This window comes from Streptomyces sp. NPDC017520, assembly GCF_044329855.1.
GTDB lineage: Bacteria > Actinomycetota > Actinomycetes > Streptomycetales > Streptomycetaceae > Streptomyces.
This window is the reverse complement of the sequence record NZ_JBIRKB010000002.1, coordinates 177,397-195,715: the sequence shown is the minus strand read 5'-3', so window position 1 is coordinate 195,715 and position 18,319 is coordinate 177,397. Positions and strand designations below refer to the sequence as shown.

At 71.6% G+C, this 18,319-nt stretch carries 12 protein-coding genes; 4 read left to right on the top strand and 8 right to left on the bottom strand.

What is annotated here, in order from left to right:
- Window positions 1-4: 4 nt before the first annotated feature.
- From ACH4KB_RS04950 to ACH4KB_RS04930, 5 genes are all read right to left on the bottom strand, one after another.
- The gene (locus tag ACH4KB_RS04950) at window positions 5-1,789 is read right to left on the bottom strand and encodes a branched-chain amino acid ABC transporter permease (RefSeq protein WP_398064634.1); all 1,785 of its coding nucleotides are present in this window, start codon (window positions 1,787-1,789) and stop codon (window positions 5-7) included.
- A gap of 5 nt (window positions 1,790-1,794) precedes the next feature.
- On the bottom strand, window positions 1,795-2,724 hold the full coding sequence (locus ACH4KB_RS04945; protein WP_398063650.1) for a branched-chain amino acid ABC transporter permease: 930 nt from the start codon (window positions 2,722-2,724) through the stop codon (window positions 1,795-1,797).
- Between the two features lie 114 nt (window positions 2,725-2,838).
- On the bottom strand, window positions 2,839-4,050 hold the full coding sequence (locus ACH4KB_RS04940; RefSeq protein WP_398064632.1) for a branched-chain amino acid ABC transporter substrate-binding protein: 1,212 nt from the start codon (window positions 4,048-4,050) through the stop codon (window positions 2,839-2,841).
- A gap of 675 nt (window positions 4,051-4,725) precedes the next feature.
- Entirely contained in the window at window positions 4,726-5,196 is a 471-nt protein-coding gene (locus ACH4KB_RS04935; RefSeq protein ID WP_398063648.1) for a PaaI family thioesterase, read from the bottom strand.
- A gap of 73 nt (window positions 5,197-5,269) precedes the next feature.
- Window positions 5,270-7,567: an FdhF/YdeP family oxidoreductase gene (locus ACH4KB_RS04930; protein ID WP_398063646.1), complete on the bottom strand. Its 2,298-nt coding sequence runs from the start codon at window positions 7,565-7,567 to the stop codon at window positions 5,270-5,272.
- A 131-nt stretch (window positions 7,568-7,698) separates the two neighbouring features.
- Here ACH4KB_RS04930 and polA point away from each other — a divergent pair, with 131 nt between their 5' ends.
- Window positions 7,699-10,410 (top strand): DNA polymerase I, encoded by a 2,712-nt coding sequence (gene polA, locus ACH4KB_RS04925; protein ID WP_398063644.1) that lies wholly within the window; start codon window positions 7,699-7,701, stop codon window positions 10,408-10,410.
- A 145-nt stretch (window positions 10,411-10,555) separates the two neighbouring features.
- Here the strand turns inward: polA and ACH4KB_RS04920 are convergent, their stop codons facing one another.
- On the bottom strand, window positions 10,556-11,449 hold the full coding sequence (locus tag ACH4KB_RS04920; protein WP_398063642.1) for a DUF4184 family protein: 894 nt from the start codon (window positions 11,447-11,449) through the stop codon (window positions 10,556-10,558).
- 188 nt (window positions 11,450-11,637) lie between these two features.
- On the opposite strand from ACH4KB_RS04920, the gene ACH4KB_RS04915 reads away from it, so the two are divergent.
- From ACH4KB_RS04915 to ACH4KB_RS04905, 3 genes are all read left to right on the top strand, one after another.
- Window positions 11,638-13,473 (top strand): lytic murein transglycosylase, encoded by a 1,836-nt coding sequence (locus ACH4KB_RS04915; RefSeq protein ID WP_398063640.1) that lies wholly within the window; start codon window positions 11,638-11,640, stop codon window positions 13,471-13,473.
- Window positions 13,474-13,657: 184 nt separating this feature from the next.
- Window positions 13,658-13,795 carry an SPW_0924 family protein gene (locus tag ACH4KB_RS04910; RefSeq protein ID WP_398063639.1) on the top strand — a complete coding sequence of 46 codons (138 nt, stop codon included), beginning with the start codon at window positions 13,658-13,660 and terminating at the stop codon, window positions 13,793-13,795.
- 26 nt (window positions 13,796-13,821) lie between these two features.
- The gene (locus tag ACH4KB_RS04905; protein ID WP_398063637.1) at window positions 13,822-14,787 is read left to right on the top strand and encodes a DUF3068 domain-containing protein; all 966 of its coding nucleotides are present in this window, start codon (window positions 13,822-13,824) and stop codon (window positions 14,785-14,787) included.
- Here the strand turns inward: ACH4KB_RS04905 and hrpB are convergent.
- Window positions 14,774-17,275 carry an ATP-dependent helicase HrpB gene (gene hrpB / locus ACH4KB_RS04900; RefSeq protein WP_398063635.1) on the bottom strand — a complete coding sequence of 834 codons (2,502 nt, stop codon included), beginning with the start codon at window positions 17,273-17,275 and terminating at the stop codon, window positions 14,774-14,776. The genes ACH4KB_RS04905 and hrpB overlap by 14 nt on opposite strands.
- Window positions 17,276-17,393: 118 nt before the next feature.
- Window positions 17,394-18,233, bottom strand: coding sequence for a class I SAM-dependent methyltransferase (locus ACH4KB_RS04895; RefSeq protein ID WP_398063633.1), 840 nt, complete (start codon window positions 18,231-18,233; stop codon window positions 17,394-17,396).
- Between the last annotated feature and the right edge of the window lie 86 nt (window positions 18,234-18,319).

Genomic DNA, 18,319 nt, shown 5'->3' with positions numbered 1-18,319 from the left:
GTGGTCACGCCCCCGCCTTCGTGGTGCCGGCGGCCTGGTCGGTGAGTGGGGTGTCCGGTGGGACGTCGAGTTGGCCGGTCTCGTGGAATTCGAGTTGCTTCCTGCGGTCGGCGACGAGCCCTTCGGGGCGGAAGCGCATCAGGAGGATGAGTGCGATGCCGAAGAGGAAGAGCTGGTAGTCCTGCATGAACTGCAGCTTCGCCGGGATGAGGTAGAGCAGTGCCGCGCCGACGAGGGGTCCGCTGAGGGTTCCCATGCCGCCGAGGATGACGGCGGCGAGGAGGAAGGCGGAGTTCGGGGGGACGGAGCCGGCGAACTGGTACTGCTCGGGCGTCACGGTGTAGGAGACGTGGGCCTGGACGGTGCCGGCGAGTCCGGCGAGGGTGGCGCCGAGGGCGAAGGCGAGCAGCTTGAGCCGGAAGGCGTTGATGCCCATGGCGGTGGCGGCGGTCTCGTCCTCGCGGATGGCGACCCAGGCGCGGCCGATGCGGGATTCTCCGGAGCGTCGGAAGACCAGGACGACGACGGCGGTGAAGACGAGCATCAGCAGGTAGTAGTTGGCGGACCTGCCGAGGGTGAATCCGGCGATGTTGTGGCTGATGCCGAAGTCGAAGCCGAAGAGGTTGAGGTCGGGGATGCTGGGGATGCCCTGGGAGCCGTTGGTGAGGTCGGGGCCGCTGACGCCGTTGAGGGCGTTGACGGTGAGGCGGAAGATCTCGCCGAAGCCGAGGGTGACGATGGCGAGGTAGTCGCCGCGCAGTCGGAGGGTCGGGGCGCCGATGACGACGCCGAAGACGAGTGAGGCTGCGGCGCCGGTGAGGACGGCGGCCCAGAAGGGGAACTGGACGCCGACGGGGGAGAGCGGGGAGCCGGAGACCAGGGCGGCGGCGTAGGCGCCGACGCCGAGGAAGGCGACGTATCCGAGGTCGAGGAGGCCGGCGAGGCCGACGACGACGTTGAGGCCGAGTGCGACGGTCGCGAAGATGAGGATGTTCGCGCCGATGAGGGCGTACTGCTCGTTCTGCTGGGTGAAGGGGAAGCAGAAGGCCGCGATGAGGGCGGCGGCCATGGTGACGTTGCGGTGTTTGGTGGTGAGCCGGGTGATGCGGGCGATGAGCCCGGCCCGGGTGAGGGCGGTGAAGCCGAACGCGACGGCGATGATGTAGCCGATGAAGAGTTCGGCGTATTCGGTGTCGATGCCGTACGTGAAGACGTGGAGGGCGACGCCGAAGGCTCCGGCGATGATGAGGATCTCGGCCCAGTTGGGGAGGTCCTTGGCGCGCGTGGGAGCGGGGGCCCGGAGGCTGTTGACGAATCGGTTGAGGGGGCTGGGGTGGGTGGTGTCGTCGAGTTCCTGGTCGGCGGGGAGGCCGAGGGCGGCGACGGTGGCGATGATCGCGCCGAGGAGGCTGACCCAGGCTCCGGGTTCCAGGTTGACTACGCCGCCGAGTTTGACGGCGATGGCGCCGATGGAGAAGCCGGTGATGCCGAGGACGCCGAGTGCGGCGAGTCGGACGGGGCTGTTGGCGCCGCCGGGGGTGAGCCAGCCAAGTCCCTTGATCCCGTAGCCGGAGAGGGCGAAGAGGAGGGTGAGGACGGCGCTGATGAGGGTGAGGACCTGGAGGCCGCCGGGGTAGCCGGTGACGGTGAGGTCGCCGGGGAATTCGGCGGTCCAGGTCCAGGCGAGGAAGGTGCCGATGAGGGCGATGGCCGCGCCGGCGGTGGTGAGGTGGCGGGCGGCGGGCAGCGCGATGAGGGCGCTGTTGGCGGGTGTGGACTTGGTGGTCATGGTCATCACGCCCGATCCGCGACGCGTTCGCCGAGCAGGCCCTGGGGGCGTACGAGGAGGACGATGATGAGGAGGGCGAAGGCCCATACGTCCTTCCAGGCGCCGCCGCCGAAGAGTTCCATGCCGGGGACTTCGCTCATGTAGCCGGTGGCGAGGGCTTCGGCGACGCCGAGGACGATGCCGCCGAGCATGGCGCCGTAGATGTTGCCGATGCCGCCGAGTACGGCTGCGGTGAAGGCCTTGAGGCCCATGATGAAGCCCATGCGGAAGCCGATCTGGCCGTTCTTGAGCCCGTAGGCGACGGCGGCGACGGCGGCGAACGCGGCACCGATGGCGAAGGCCATGACGATGATGCGGTCGGTGTTGATGCCCATGAGCTTGGCGGTGTCGGGGTCCTGGGAGGTGGCCTGCATGCCGCGGCCGGCCCGGGTCTTGGAGACGAAGAGGCCGAGGGCGAGCATGCAGAGGGGGGCCACGACGAGGACGAAGATGTCGCCGCGCTGGATGGTGGCGCCGAGGATGTCGAGGGCTTCGCCTTCGAACTGGGGGAAGGAGCGGTCCTTCGTGGCGTTGGGGTACCACATCCATACCGCTTGCTGGAGGGCGAGGGAGAGCCCGATGGCGGTGATGAGTGGTGCCAGGCGTGGGCCGCCGCGCAGGGGCCGGTAGGCGAAGCGTTCGGCGGCCATGCTGATGGCGACGGCGGCTATGACGCCGCCGACGATCATGAGGGGTATCGCGGCTATGAGGGAGAATCCGGACGGAAGCCCGAGGTAGACCGTGAGGGCTCCGAAGCCCCCGATCATGAAGATCTCGCCGTGCGCGAAGTTGATGAGCTGGATGATTCCGTAGACCATCGTGTAACCGATCGCGATGAGACCGTACATCGCGCCGAGGATGAGTCCATTGGCCAGCTGTTGCGGCAGTTCGTTCACCGCAGGGCCTCCGTGGAGTGGTTCGGATATGGCACCGCGCGGGAGGGCTCGTAGCGCTCCCGCGCGGTCTGGTTGCTTTGTGTGAGGGTGGCGGGGTCGTGGCCCGGCCGGTGACTACTCGACGGTGCTGCTGACCTTGGAGACCCACTTGCCGCCGGTGACCTGGTAGGCGGTCATCAGGGTGTTGGTGGTGTCGCCGTATTCGTCGAAGGAGACGGGGCCGGTGACGCCTTCGAACTTGACCTTGTCCATGGCTGCGAGGACCTTGGCGCGGGCGTCGTCCGCGGGGATCTTGCCGTCGTTCTCGGCGGCGACGATCTTGACGGCCTCGATGATGGACCAGGTGGCGTCGTAGGTGCCGCCGCCGTAGGCCTCGTAGGCGTCCTTGTAGCCGGCCGTCTTGTAGTCGGCGATGAACTTCTTGGCGGACTCCAGCTCCTCGACGGGCTTGCCGACGGAGGTGGCGATGTCGCCTTCGGCCTTCTTGTTGAGCTTGATGAAGTCGGCGCTGTACATGCCGTCGCCGCCCATGAAGGGGATCTTGACGCTGTCCTTGATCTGCTGGCTCAGGGGGGCGCCGGCGGGGTACTCGCCGCCGTAGTAGACGGCCTTGGCCTTGGAGCTCTTGACCTTGGTGGCGACGGAGTTGAAGTCGCGGTCCTCGGGGTTGACGTGGTCGGTGCCGACGATCTTGCCGCCGAGTTCGGTGAACGTCGCCTTGAAGGAGGCGGCGAGTCCGGCGCCGTAGGGCTTCTGGTCGTCGATGAGGTAGACGTCCTTGATCTTCGCGGTCTCGAAGAGGTACTTGGCCGCGAAGGCGCCCTGGATCTGGTCCGTGGTGGCGGTGCGGAAGTAGGACGCGTAGGGGCGCTTCTTGTCGCCGGTCTTCCAGTTGTTGCCCTGGGTCAGCTCGGTGCCGGTGTTGGCGGGGGAGACCTGGGTCAGCTTGGCGTCGTTGAGCGGCTTCTGCATCGACTGGGCGACGCCGGAGTTCAGCGGGCCGACGACACCGAGGACCTCTTTGGTGCCGATGAGCTTGACGGCGTTCTGCTGGCCGACGGAGGGCTGGGCCTGGTCGTCGAGTGCTTCCAGCTTGAAGGTGATGCCGGGGACGGTCTTTTCCTTGTTCGCCGTCTTGACGGCGAGGTCGGCGGAGTTCTTGATGCCGAGGCCGAGGGCGGAGAGGTCGCCGGTGAGCGGGGCGTCGAGGCCGATGACGACCGTCTGGTTGCCTCCGTCGCCGCCGCTGCTCTTGCTGTCGTCGCGCGAACCGCAGGCGGTGAGGGTGAGTGCTCCGGTGGTGAGCACTGCGGTGAGTATGAGCAAAGAACGGTGTCGCACGAAAAGTCCTTTCCCTGGCGCGGCCTCCTCTGCTTGAGGTGCCGTGACGATCGCCGGGCCGTACTGGGTTGGTACAGGGCCGTGCAGCAGACGCGCCCGGCGGCGCGGTGACTGGCGGTGACTCTAAGCGCAGCTGGGGGCCACCGGGACTGGTCGGCGGCGGATGTGACTCTCTTGTTATGCCCTTGAGCAAGGCTTGAGGTTCCTGTGAGGACATGTGGCGGTTTCGCCTGGAGTGCGGAAGGACCACATGGTGAGAACGCGCAGCTCTGCTAAGGGGCTTGGGGTGATCTTGGTGCTGACGCGGTTCGGTGGGCGCGGTGGGCGCGGCGAAGTTCCCCGGGTGTCCGTGGCCGGGGTGTGCGGCTGGATTCCGCATTGCCTGCGTGTTACGGAGTGTTACATCGGCGGTTTGGTCGGCGGGGCTGCGGGGGCTGATGTGGCTGCTGAGTGGCTCATGGAACGTGCTGTGTGGTCAAGGAAGTTGACCGAGTGTGTTGGCCAACTGTCGTTTTTTGGTGGGGATATGGCACTGCCCGGCCGGAATGCACAGGGTGCGGTTCTGGCCGGGCAGGTGGGTTCGCCGTGCGGGGCGAGGGGTTGAGGGTGGCGGGGGTCAGCGGGCTTAGGGGCGGGGGTCAGCCGGCTCCGGGACGGGGCTCAGCCGGCTTCGGGGCGGGGGGCGTCGCGGAGGAGGCAGGTGAGGCGTGCGGTGCAGACTCGCTTGTCCTGTTCGTCGGTGATGACGATCTCGTACGTGGCGGTGGAGCGGCCCTGGTGCACGGGGGTGGCGACGCCGGTGACGAGGCCGTTGCGGACGCCTCGGTGGTGGGTGCAGTTGAGGTCGACGCCGACGGCGAGCTTGGAGGCTCCGCCGTGGAGCATGGAGCCGATGGAGCCGAGGGTTTCGGCGAGGACGGCGGAGGCGCCGCCGTGCAGGAGTCCGTAGGGCTGGGTGTTGCCCTCGACGGGCATGGTGCCGACGACGCGGTCGGCGGAGGCCTCGACGATGGTGACGCCCATGCGCTCGCCGAGGTGGCCGGCGGAGAAGAGGGCGGGCAGGTCGACGCCGAGTGCCGCGTACTCGTCGATGACTTCCTGCGGGAAGAGGGGTGTGGTGTGCTCGCCCATGGGTCCGGCTCCGTTTCGGTGCGCTCGTTTCGTTGCTGTCTGCATTGTTCTTACCAGACGGCTGAGCGGACGCTTAGGGGGCGGCGGTCCTTCCGTCGCTCCGGGTGCTCTCGAAGCGGACGACGACCGATTTGCTGGCCGGGGTGTTGCTGGTGTCGGCCGTGGAGTCCAGGGGGACCAGGACGTTGGTCTCCGGGTAGTAGGCGGCGGCGCAGCCCCGGGCGGTGGGGTAGTGGACGACGCGGAAGCCGGCCGCGCGGCGCTCGACGCCGTCCTTCCACTCGCTGACGAGGTCGGTGTACGCGCCGTCGGCGAGGCCGAGGGCGGCGGCGTCCTCGGGGTTGACCATGACGATGCGGCGGCCGCCTTTGATGCCCCGGTAGCGGTCGTCGAGGCCGTAGATGGTGGTGTTGTACTGGTCGTGGGAGCGCAGGGTCTGCAACAGGAGCCTGCCGTCGGGGAGTTCGGGGTACTCGACGGGGGCGGCGGTGAAGTTGGCGCGGCCGGTGGCGGTGGGGAAGCGGCGCTCGTCGCGGGGGGCGTGGGGGAGGGTGAAGCCGCCGGGGCGGGCGACGCGGGTGTTGAAGTCCTCGAAGCCGGGGACGACGCGGGAGATGCGGTCGCGGATGGTGGCGTAGTCGCGCTCGAAGGCCTCCCAGTCGGTACGGGAGTCGGCGCCGAGGACGGCGCGGGCGAGGCGGGCGACGATGGCCGGCTCGGAGAGCAGCTGGGGGCTCGCGGGGGCGAGGTTGCCGCGTGAGGCGTGGACCATGCCCATGGAGTCCTCGACGGTGACGAACTGCTTGCCGCTCGCCTGGACGTCCTTGTCGGTCCGGCCGAGGGTGGGCAGGATCAGGGCGCGGGTCCCGGTCACGGCGTGGGAGCGGTTGAGCTTGGTCGAGACGTGGACGGTGAGGCGGGCGCGGCGCATCGCGGCCTCGGTGACGGCGGTGTCGGGTGTGGCCGCGACGAAGTTGCCGCCCATCGCGAAGAAGACCTTCGCGTCGCCGTCGCGCAGGGCCTGGATGGAGCGCACCACGTCCAGGCCGTGGTGGCGCGGCGAGGTGATCCCGAACTCCTTGTCGAGGGCGTCGAGGAAGGCCGGTGCGGGCCGTTCGAAGATGCCCATGGTGCGGTCGCCCTGGACGTTGGAGTGGCCGCGCACCGGGCAGACCCCGGCGCCGGGGCGGCCGATGTTTCCGCGCAGGAGAAGGAAGTTGACGACTTCGCGGATGGTGGGCACGGAGTGCTTGTGCTGGGTGAGGCCCATCGCCCAGCAGACGATGGTGCGTTTCGAGGCGAGGACGAGGGCGAGGGCCTGCTCGATCTCGGCGCGGGTCAGGCCGGTCGCGGTGAGGGTCTCGTCCCAGTCGGCTGCTTCGGCGGCCTTGGTGAACTCGTCGTAGCCGTGGGTGTGTTCGGTGACGAACGCGGTGTCGACGGCGCCGTCGGTGGCGAGGATCAGCTTGTTGAGGAGGCGGAAGAGGGCCTGGTCGCCGCCGATGCGGATCTGGAGGAAGAGGTCGTTGAGGGCGGTGCCCCGGATCATGCCCTGCGGGGTCTGGGGGTTCTTGAACCGCTCCATGCCGGCTTCGGGCAGCGGGTTCACCGAGATGATCTTCGCCCCGGAGGTCTTCGCCTTCTCCAGGGCGGAGAGCATCCGGGGGTGGTTGGTGCCGGGGTTCTGTCCGGCGACGATGATCAGGTCGGCCTGGTGCAGGTCCTCCAGGGAGACGCTGCCCTTGCCGACGCCGATGGTCTCGGTGAGCGCCGAGCCGGATGACTCGTGGCACATGTTGGAGCAGTCGGGGAGGTTGTTGGTGCCGAACTCGCGGGCGAAGAGCTGGAGCAGGAACGCGGCCTCGTTGCTCGTGCGTCCTGAGGTGTAGAAGAGGGCCTCGTCGGGGGAGGCGAGGGCGGTCAGCTCCTCGGCGATGATCGCGAAGGCCCGCTCCCAGGTCACCGCCTCGTACCGGTCGGCGCCCTCGGGGAGGTACACCGGCTGGGTGATCCTGCCCTGCTGGCCGAGCCAGTAGCCGCTGCGTCCGGCGAGGTCGGCCAGTGGGTGGGCGGCGAAGAAGGCGGGGGTGACGCGGCGCAGGGTCGCCTCCTCGGCGACGGCCTTGGCGCCGTTCTCGCAGAATTCGGCGGTGTGCCGCTTGTCGCCCTCGGGCCACGCGCAGCCGGGGCAGTCGAAGCCGTCCTTCTGGTTGACCTTGAGGAGGGTCTGCGCGGTGCGGCGCACCCCCATCTGCTGCTGCGCGATGCGCAGGGAGTGGGCGACGGCGGGCAGGCCCGCGGCGGCGTGCGGGGCCGGCTCGACCTGCGGGGCGTCCTGGACCGGGTCTCCGGTCGGCGGCTTGGTGGCCATGATGCTGCTCCCCTTCGAGCGCTTCTTCCACGTCCGTACGTCCTCCGTACGTCCTCACCGTCGATCCTGTCACGGCCCCCCGGATGTCGCGCCGGTCCGGATTGTCAGTGGGCCGTGGCAGGATCGGGGGCGTGGCTGAGACGGCATCGAAGAAGACGGCAGACAACCGACCGCGCCTGCTCCTCATGGACGGGCACTCCCTGGCGTACCGGGCGTTCTTCGCCCTGCCCGCGGAGAATTTCACGACGGCGGTGGGGCAGCCGACGAATGCCGTGTACGGCTTCATGTCGATGCTGGCGAACACACTGCGTGATGAGGCGCCCACGCACTTCGCGGTGGCGTTCGACGTGTCCCGCAAGACCTGGCGGGCGACGGAGTTCCCGGAGTACAAGGCGAACCGCTCCAAGACCCCCGACGAGTTCAAGGGGCAGGTCGAGCTGATCGGCGAGCTGCTGGACGCGATGCACGCGGACCGGTTCGCGGTGGACGGTTTCGAGGCGGACGACGTCATCGCGACGCTGGCGACCCAGGCCGAGGCGGCCGGGTTCGAGGTGCTGATCGTCACCGGCGACCGGGACTCCTTCCAGCTGATCACGGAGAACGTGACCGTGCTGTACCCCACCAAGGGGGTCTCCGAGCTGACCCGGTTCACGCCCGAGAAGGTCGTCGAGAAGTACGGGCTCACCCCCCAGCAGTATCCGGACTTCGCCGCCCTGCGCGGCGACCCGTCCGACAACCTCCCCGGCATTCCGGGCGTCGGTGAGAAGACGGCCGCGAAGTGGATCAACCAGTTCGGCTCCTTCGCCGAGCTGGTCGAGCGGGCCGATGAGGTCAAGGGCAAGGCCGGGCAGAATTTCCGCGACCACCTGGACGCGGTGAAGATGAACCGGGTGCTGACCGAGATGGTCCGTGACGTGGAGCTGCCGAAGACCCCGGCCGAGCTGGAGCGCGCCCCGTACGACCGCACGGCGGTCACCGGTGTCCTGGACATACTGGAGATCCGCAACCCGAGCCTGCGCGAGCGCCTCCTCGCCGTCGACCCGGGTGCGGCGGAGGCCGAGCCGCCCGCGCCCGCCGCCGGGATCGAGCTGGACGGGGTCGTGCTCGGCTCCGGCGAGGTCGCCCCGTGGCTGGAGACGCACGGCGCGCAGCCGCTCGGCGTCATGACGGTGGACACCTGGTCGCTCGGCGCCGGCACGGTCACGGAGATCGCGCTCGCCGCCGCCGACGGTGCCGCCGCCTGGCTGGACCCCACCCAGCTGGAGGAGACCGACGAGCGGGCGTTCGCCGCCTGGGTGTCGGACCCGGCCCGGCCGAAGGTCCTGCACAACGCGAAGAACGTGATGCGGGTCCTGCCCGAGCACGGCTGGCGGCTCGAAGGCGTCGCGATGGACACCGCGCTCGCCGCGTATCTGGTGAAGCCGGGACGGCGCTCCTTCGCCCTGGACGCGCTGGCCGTGGAGTACCTGGGCCGGGAGCTGGCCCCGGCCGCCGCCTCCGACGGGCAGCTGGCGTTCGGCGCGGACGACCGGGCCGAGTCGGACGCCCTGATGGCGCAGGCCCGTGCCGTGCTCGACCTGGGCGACGCGTTCACCACCCGCCTCAAGGAGGTGGGCGCGGCGGAGCTGCTGCACGACATGGAGCTGCCGACGTCGATCCTCCTGGCCCGTCTGGAGCGGCACGGGATCGCCGCGGACCGGGCCCACCTGGAGGGGATGGAGCAGCAGTTCGCCGGGACCGTGCAGCAGGCGATCAAGGAAGCGCACGCGGCGGTGGGCCGTGAGTTCAACCTCGGATCGCCCAAGCAGCTCCAGGAGATCCTCTTCGGCGAGCTGGGCCTGCCGAAGACGAAGAAGACCAAGACGGGATACACGACGGACGCGGACGCGCTGGCCTGGCTGGCCGCGCAGACCGAGCACGAGCTGCCGGTCCTCATGCTGCGCCACCGCGATCAGGCCAGGCTACGGGTCACCGTCGAGGGCCTGATCAAGACGATCGCCGCCGACGGACGGATCCACACCACCTTCAACCAGACGGTGGCGGCGACCGGCCGGCTCTCCTCCACCGAACCCAACCTCCAGAACATCCCCGTCCGCACGGACGAGGGCCGGGCGATCCGCCGGGGCTTCGTCGTCGGCGAGGGCTTCGAGACGCTGATGACGGCGGACTACAGCCAGATCGAGCTCCGGGTCATGGCGCACCTCTCCGAGGACGCCGGTCTGATCGAGGCGTTCACCTCCGGCGAGGACCTCCACACCACGGTCGCCTCGCAGGTCTTCGGCGTCGGGAAGGACGCGGTCGACGCGGAGATGCGCCGCAAGATCAAGGCCATGTCCTACGGCCTGGCGTACGGTCTCTCCGCGTTCGGCCTCTCCCAGCAGCTGAACATCGACCCCGCCGAGGCCCGGGTGCTGATGGACACCTACTTCGAGCGGTTCGGCGGGGTACGGGACTATCTCCACCGGGTCGTCGAGGAGGCCAGGGCCACCGGGTACACGGAGACGATCCTCGGCCGGCGCCGCTATCTCCCCGACCTGAACAGCGACAACCGTCAGCGCCGCGAGGCCGCCGAGCGGATGGCGCTCAACGCCCCGATCCAGGGCACCGCCGCGGACATCGTGAAGGTCGCGATGCTGCGGGTGGACAAGGCGCTCACCGAGGCCGGGCTGACCTCGCGGATGCTGCTCCAGGTCCACGACGAAATCGTCCTGGAGATCGCGAAGGGCGAGCGGAAGCGGGTGGAGGAGATCCTGCGCCACGAGATGGCCCACGCGGTCGAGCTGCGGGCCCCGCTCGACGTGTCGGTCGGCGTCGGCGAGGACTGGGAGTCGGCCGCGCACTGAGCCACCGGCAGAGGCCGGGCCCGGGCCGCGTCACGGTTCCGGGCCCGGTCCTGCCGCTCGGCCCTACCCCCGGCCTGCCGGCGCTCCCGCGCGGGGCCTCGCCGCTACCCCCGGCCTGCCGGCGCTTCCGTACGGGGCCTCGCCGCTACCTCGGGCCTGCCGGCGCTTCCGTACGGGTCCCCTCCGCTACCGGCGTCCCCTCCGCTACCGGCGTCCGCTCCGGGCCCCGCGTCCCCCGCCGCCTGCCCGGCAGCCGCATCCACACCCCGTACAGCAGCAGCCCGCCCGCCAGCCCGGCGCCCGCGCCGAAGCAGGCGGTGGGGATGATGTCGAGCGGGCTCTCCACCCGGCCGAAGCGGGCGTACCAGCGGACGCACCGGTGGACGGCGCCGAGCAGCACGCACAGGCCCAGCAGGCCGAGAGCGCCCCACCTCTCCCGGCGGCCGAGCACCGGCACCTCCTCGGGCGCGGCGGCCTTCGGGGTCAGCCGGAGGCCGGTGACGGCGAACCAGCCGATGACCACGAGGGCCAGGGCCGAACTGCCGTACTGGACGAACTGGTACACCGGGAAGCCGCCGACGCTGCGGCTGAGCACCGGCACCAGCTCCGTCCCCCACCGGCTGTGGTGGGTGAACGCGTCCCACACCACATGCGTGGCCGCCCCCAGCGCGCCGGAGACGGCGAACCACAGCCAGGCGGAAGGACCGAAGGAGGCGCGCGTCCACCGCTGCCCCCGCACGAAGACGTGGACGCGGCCCCGTACGCGTACCGGCAGCAGCGCCGCCAACGGCTCCCGCAGCAGGACCCACACCGTCACCAGCGCCGCCGCGATGACCACGTTCACCGTGACGACCCCGAGGAAGGTGTGCGTGAACGATCCGAACGCCATCGCCCCGGGGGCCACCGTGTCCGCGAAGTAGGTGATGTCGGGCGCGAACGAACCGGCGACGAGAGCGGAGGGGAACAGCGGCCACCGGGCCGTCCCGTTCCGGCGGATCGCCGGGAGCACGGCCGCGGCATGACTGAGCGTGAACGGCATGGCGGCAAGTATGCGCGACCGTTCGGGCACCCTTCCGTGGCCGGCAGGACAACATGCGCCCGCGAACGTGAAAAAACAGTAAGAAGCGGTCAGGGCTCGGTGCTCGGCCGACACAAGTTGCCGTAGGGTCGCTGGAGTCCTTGCGCTGGGGAGCGCGAGCAGCCTTCGAGGGGGAGGGACCGGAACGTATGGCAGCGCACATTCGCCGACGTCTGCGCAAGGGGGCCACGACCACCGCGGTGGCGGCGGCCGCCGTGGCGGCACTCGCGGCCTCGCAGGCGCCCGCAGCGACCCTGGCCGACGGAGCCGCCGGCGGCGGTGACCCGAAGGCGGCCGGTGAGGACACCGCGAGCACCGAGGACGACGGCGCCGCGACCGGCAACTCGCCCTACTACACGGACCTTCCGCCCCTGGTCACACCCAACAAGCCCGGAGCCTCCAGCAATCTGCCGGTGACCGGGAGAGCGGAAGCCGGCATCCCGGCGTCGATCCTGGCCGCGTACAAGCAGGCCGAGCAGACCGTCAGGACGACGGACCCCACCTGCCGGCTGCCCTGGCAGCTCCTCGCGGCGATCGGCAAGGTCGAGTCCGGCCAGGCGCGCGGCGGACGCGTCGACGCCAACGGCACCGCCAGCCCCCCGATCCTCGGCCCGGCCCTCAACGGCCAGGGCTTCGCCCTGATCAAGGACACCGACGGCGGGGCGTACGACAGCGACGCGGTCCACGACCGTGCGGTCGGCCCGATGCAGTTCATCCCGTCGACCTGGGCCGCCTGGGGCCAGGACGCCAACAGCGACGGCCGCAAGGACCCCAACAACATCTACGACGCGGCGCTCGCCGCCGGCCGTTACCTCTGCGCCAACGACCGGGATCTGGCCATCGCCGCCGACCTCGACAAGGCCGTGCTGAGCTACAACCAGTCGGGGGAGTACCTGCGCACGGTCCGCTCCTGGTTCTCGTACTACCAGCGCGGTACGCACGAGATCCCCGACGGCACCGGAACGCTGCCCACCACTCCGAGCATCCCCTCCGGCGCCACCCCGAGCCCGAACCCGGGAACTCCGAACCCGGGCACCACCCCGAGCCCGGGAACCCCGAGCCCGGGCACCACCCCGAGCCCGAAGCCCTCCCCGGACAAGCCGGGCGGGAAGCCGGGCCCGGGCTCCTCGAAGCCCGGCGACGGCTCCACCAGCCCGACGCCGAAGCCGCCGAAGCCGCCCACCTCCAAGCCGACGCCGGCCGAGACCTTCGGCTCCCTGGAGAACGCGGGCACCGGCCCGCTGCGCGCCACCGCGGGCCAGGCGTTCGACGAGCGGGTCACCGTCCTCGCCCGCAACGCGCTCGGCGCTCCGCTCGGCAAGGTGCCCGTCACGTTCACCGTCACCGGGAACACCGGCACGCTCTTCGCCGGCGGCAAGAAGACCGTCACGGTGCGGACCGGGTCCGACGGCACCGCCACCGCGCCGCAGCTCAGGGCCGGCGAGAAGGCCGGGGAGTTCACGGTGACCGCCGTCGCGGGCACCGGCAGGCCGCGCACCCTGACCTACGCGGCGACCGTCACCGCCCGCCAGGCCGACGCGCTCGTCCGGACCGACGAGAAGGCGCTCGTCGCCGCGCCCGGCGAGAAGTTCGCGGACGCCGTCACCGTCAGGGCCACGTACAAGGACGCCGCGGCGGCCGGAGTGGCCGTCACTGCCACCATGGTCAAGGACCCCCTGGGGCTGTTCGACAACGACAAGGGCCCGTACTTCAAGGACGCGGCCGGCAAGCCGGTGCGGACCCTGACCACCCTGACGACGGACGCCGAGGGTGTGCTCCGGCTCCCGGAGATCTTCGCGGACGACACCGAGGGCACCTTCAAACTGCGCCTCACCACCGAGGGCGGCGCCTCGGTCGTCATCGAACTCACCATCCAGGCCCCGGAGGAGACCGCCCCCGAGGAGACCGCCCCGGAGGAGACTGCCCCGGAGGAGACCGCCCCGGAGGAGGCGGCTCCGAAGGAGACGGAAACCCCCGAAGCCTGACCCCGCCGCACCCGCCACGCCGCACAGCCATCGCGCACAGCCCCTCGGTCATCCGGCCGAGGGGCTGTCCGCTCTGTTCTCATCTCGCGCCCCGGTTGCTACGGTGCCCCAGCCCTGACGCCCCATCAGGCAGCCGGCGGCCCATCAGGTCGCCGTCACCGGACCACGCCCCGGGAGGCCGAGCATGCGTGCCCTCGTCGCCGCCGCCATCGGACTGGCCGCCGCCCTCGCGCTCGTGCTCACCGTCTCCGCCGTCGGCTCCCCGGCCGGGGAGACCTCGCCGAAACCCCTGCTGACCACCGTCCCGGGACCGAAGAGATAGCCGCCGCAGAGGGAGAGGTCACCACCATGCGCCGCCGAGCCGGTCTCGTACTCCTGGCCTTCGCCGTGTTCTTCGCCGCCCTGTCACCCCTGCTGCGCTGGTACGCCTTCCCGCGCCTGGCCAAGGTCCCGCCGAACCAGTACCAGGAAGTCGTCCTGGAGGCGTCCCCCGCCACCCTCCTCGACTACACCACCCTCAAGGCCAGGAAGGTCGAGAAGGTCACCATCGTCCAGACGCTCAAGGGCAACGTGGAGGAGTCCGAGAAGATCGAACGCAGCGCCGGACGCGACGTCGTCGTCTGGGACGCGCTCTCCTACATCCAGGGCCCCGACGGCAGGATGGTCTCCGAGATCCCCGAGCGCTACATCTTCGACGCCCACAGCCAGGCCCCCGTCAACGCCACCGGCGAGATGGTCGACGGCGACCCGGTCCGGCGCGAGGGCATCGAGTACAAGTGGCCCTTCCTCACCGAGAAGCGCGACTACGAGTACTTCGACGCCCAGAGCCGCACCACCGCCCCCATCCACTACAAGGGCACCAGGACCTTCCGGGGACTGGACGTCTACTACTTCGAGCAGACCATCCCGTGGACCAAGGTCCCCATGCCCAAGAAGATGCCCATCGAGGGCATCACCCCCGAACAGATCGCGCAGACCGGCATGACCCGCTGGTACACCACGAAGCGCATGTTCTGGGTCGACCCCGTCACCGGAGCCCCCGTCAACGGCGAGGAGATCCATACGGAGGAGCTGCGCGACGCCAAGAAGATGGGCATGTCCGAGGACACCGTCACCGCGTTCTCCGGCCATGTGAAGATGCGCGAGGACTACATCGCGGACACCGTCGACCTGGTGAAGTCCCAGCGCGTCCTGGTCCTCCTCCTCACCTCGTACCTGCCCTGGGGCTTCCTCGGCCTCGGCATCGCACTGCTCGCGCTCGCCCTCTGGCTGGAGGCGCGGTCCCGGCAGGCGGAGAGTCCTACGACCGCTTGAGCCGCGCCGAGGTGAACCGCGTCGCCGGTACGGTCGCGGGGTCCTCCGGCCACGGATGCTTCGGGTAGCGGCCGCGCAGCTCCGCCCGCACCGCCTTGTAGCCCTCCCGCCAGAACGACGCCAGGTCCGCCGTGACGGCCGCGGGCCGCCCGGCGGGGGAGAGCAGGTGCACCAGGACCGGCACCCCGGCGACCCGGGGCGTCTCGGCCAGTCCGAACAGCTCCTGGAGCTTCACCGCCAGGACGGGCTGCTCGCCGCCGTACTCCACCCTGATCCGGGAACCGCTCGGCACCTCGATCCGCTCCGGCGCCAGCTCGTCGAGCCGGGCGGCCTCCCCGGTCGCCCAGGGCAGCAGCCGCCGCAACGCCTGGCCCGCGTCGATCCGCCCCAGGTCGGCGCGGAGCCGGGCCCGCGACAGCTCCGGCTCCAGCCACGCCCCGGTCTCCGCGAGCAGCGCCGCGTCCGACACGTCCGGCCACGGCGCGCCCAGCACGCGGTGCAGGAACGCCAGCCGCAGCCGGAACTGCTCACTGTCCCGGGTCCACCGCAGCAGCCCGAGCCCCTCCCGCCGCAGCCCCTCGGCCAGGGCCCCGCGCACCAGCTCCGGATCGGGCTGCCGCAGCGGCCGTACCGCCAGCTCCACCGCGCCCAGCCGGTCCACCGACCGGGCCACCACCTCGCCGTCCACCCACCGGACCTCCTCGCCCCGCACCCGCAGATGACCGGCGGCCAGCAGCGCGGTGGGCTCGTCGACCACCGCCGCCAGCCGCACCCGCGCCGACGCCGCGTGGGAGGGCCGGTCCGCGACCGCCACGGCCAGCCAGGGCGCGCTGCGCAGCCGCGAGGCGTCCCGCAGCTCCGCGCCCGTGCCCGACGCCATCAGGAAGGCCCCGTCGCCCCGGGCCCGCGCCACCCGCTCCGGGAACGCCAGCGCGGCGACGAGGCCGACGACGGCGTCGTCCGAGCGGGCCCCGCCGGAGCCGGCGCCGTCCACCTGGCCCGACAGCCGGCGCACCTCCTGCTTCCAGCGCCCCGCGTATCCGTCCTGGCCCCGGCGGGCGGTCCGCAGCGCCGCCGCGAGATCGTCCCCGTACTCCCTCGGCGGCTCCTCGCTCAGCAGCGCCACCACCTCCGCGGCCCGCCGCGCCCCGGCCTCCCGCGCGCCGTCCAGCAGGGCCCGCGCCAGCCGGGGGTGCAGCCCGAGACGGGACATCCGGGTGCCGCGCTCGGTGACCCGGCCCCCGTCGTCCACCGCGCCGATCGCCTCCAGCACCTCCCGGGCGGCGCCCATCGCCCCGGCGGGCGGCGGGTCCAGCAGCGCGAGCGAGGAGGCGTCCGGATCGCCCCAGCACGCCGCCTGGAGCGCGAAGGCGGCAAGGTCGGCGACCTTGATCTCGGGTGACGGGAAGCGCGCGAGCCGCACGTCCTCGGCCTGGTCCCAGCACCGGTACACCGCCCCCGGGGCCTCCCGCCCCGCCCGCCCGGCACGCTGCCGCCCGGCCGCCCGGGAGGCCCGTACGGTGCTCAGGGCGCTCAGGCCCCGGGCATGGTCGGTACGGGGCTCCCGCGCGAGACCCGAGTCGACGACGACCCGCACGCCCGGCACCGTCAGCGACGACTCCGCCACCGAGGTCGCCAGGACCACCCGCCGCCCCCCGGAGGACCCGGCCAGCACCGCGTCCTGCACGGCGGCCGGAGCCCGCCCGTGCACCTGGAGCACCTCCGCGTCCACGCCCGCGAGCTGCCCGGCCACCCGCCCGATCTCCCCGACGCCGGGCAGGAAGCAGAGCACATCCCCCGCCCGCTCCCCGAGCGCCCGCCGCACGGTCGCCGCCACATGCGTCAGCAGGGCGGGGTCCACCCGCATCCCGTGCGGCGGCTTCACCGGACGGGCGGGCGGCGCCCAGAGGACCTCCACCGGATGCGAGACGCCCTGCGCCTCGATCACCGGGGCGTCGCCGAGCAGCCGCGCCCAGCCCTCCGCGTCCGTCGTCGCGGACGCCGCCACCAGCCGCAGATCGGGCCGGATCGTGCCCCGTACGTCCAGGAGGAACGCGGCGACCGTGTCCGCGTCCAGATGCCGCTCGTGGCACTCGTCGATGATCACCACGTCCACCCCGGCCAGCTCCTGATCCCGCTGGAGCCGCTGGAGCAGCACCCCGGTGGTCACGACCTCCACCACCGTGTCCCGCCCCACCACGCGCTCGCCGCGCACCGTGAAGCCGACCCGCTCGCCCGGCCGCTCGCCCAGCAGCCAGGCCATCCGCCGCGCCGCCGCCCGCGCGGCGATCCGGCGCGGCTCGGCGACCACGACCCGGCGCGCCGGGCCCTCGCCGGTCAGCCCGGCCAGCACCAGCGGGACGAGCGTCGTCTTGCCGGTGCCGGGCGGGGCGCACAGGACGGCGACGCCCCGGTCGTCGAGCGCGCGCCGCAGGGCGGGCACGGCGGTGCGGACGGGCAGTCGGTCCAGGGCTTCGGTGCGGATCACGCCCCCAGTGTCGTACGGGAGCGCCCGGTGTCGTAGGGGAGCCCCCAGCGTCGTACGGGAACCCCCGGTGTCGTACGGGAGCGCCCCCAGGGGCCGCGCACCCCGGACGGTCAGCGGCTCAGCCCCGCTCGCAGACGAAGATCGCCGTGCCCGGGATCAGGTTGCCGCGCAGCGGGGACCAGCCGCCCCACTCCTGGTTGTTCCAGGCGGGCCATTCCGGTTCGACCAGGTCGACCAGCCGGAAGCCGCCCGCCACCACGTCCCGGACCCGGTCGCCCAGCGTTCGGTGGTGTTCCACATAGACGGCGTCGCCGTCCTCGTCCTGTTCCACGTAGGGGACGCGGTCGAAGTAGGAGGCGGCGACGGACAGCCCCTCGGGCCCGGGCTCGTCCGGGAAAGCCCAGCGGATCGGGTGCGTCACGGAGAACACCCAGCGCCCGCCGGGCCGCAGCACCCGGTGGACCTCGCGGAAGACCCGCACGGGGTCGGCGACGAACGGCACGGCCCCGTACGCGGAGCAGGCCAGGTCGAAGGAGCCGTCCCGGAACGGGAGCCGGCCCGCGTCGGCCTCGACGAGCGGGACGTCCCCGCCGATCCGCAGGGCGTGCTGGAGCTGGCGGTGGGAGAGGTCGAGCGCGACCGGGCGGGCGCCCTGCCCGGCCAGCCAGCGCGAGCACTGGGCGGCCCCGGCGCCGATCTCCAGGACGTCGAGGCCCCTGAGGGAGGCGGCGGGCCCCAGCAGGGCGGCGTCCGCCTCGTCCAGCCCCTCCGGACCCCAGACGAAGCGGTCGTCCCCCAGGAAGCCGCCGTGGTCGCTCTGGTACTCGTCGGCGTTCCGGTCCCACCAGCCGCGGCTGGCCCGGCTGCTCTCCGTCTCGTCCGCCGCACGGCGTGTGGCCTCCGGCTCCGGGGGCTCTGCGGGTTCTGCGGAGTAGGTCCCGTGGATCTCTTGGCTCATCGTGCCCGTCGTTGTAGTTTGCCTTCACCCGCCGCGCGCGGTACGTACCAGGGGGCGCACCCCGGGGGTACGGACGCGCGTCCGCG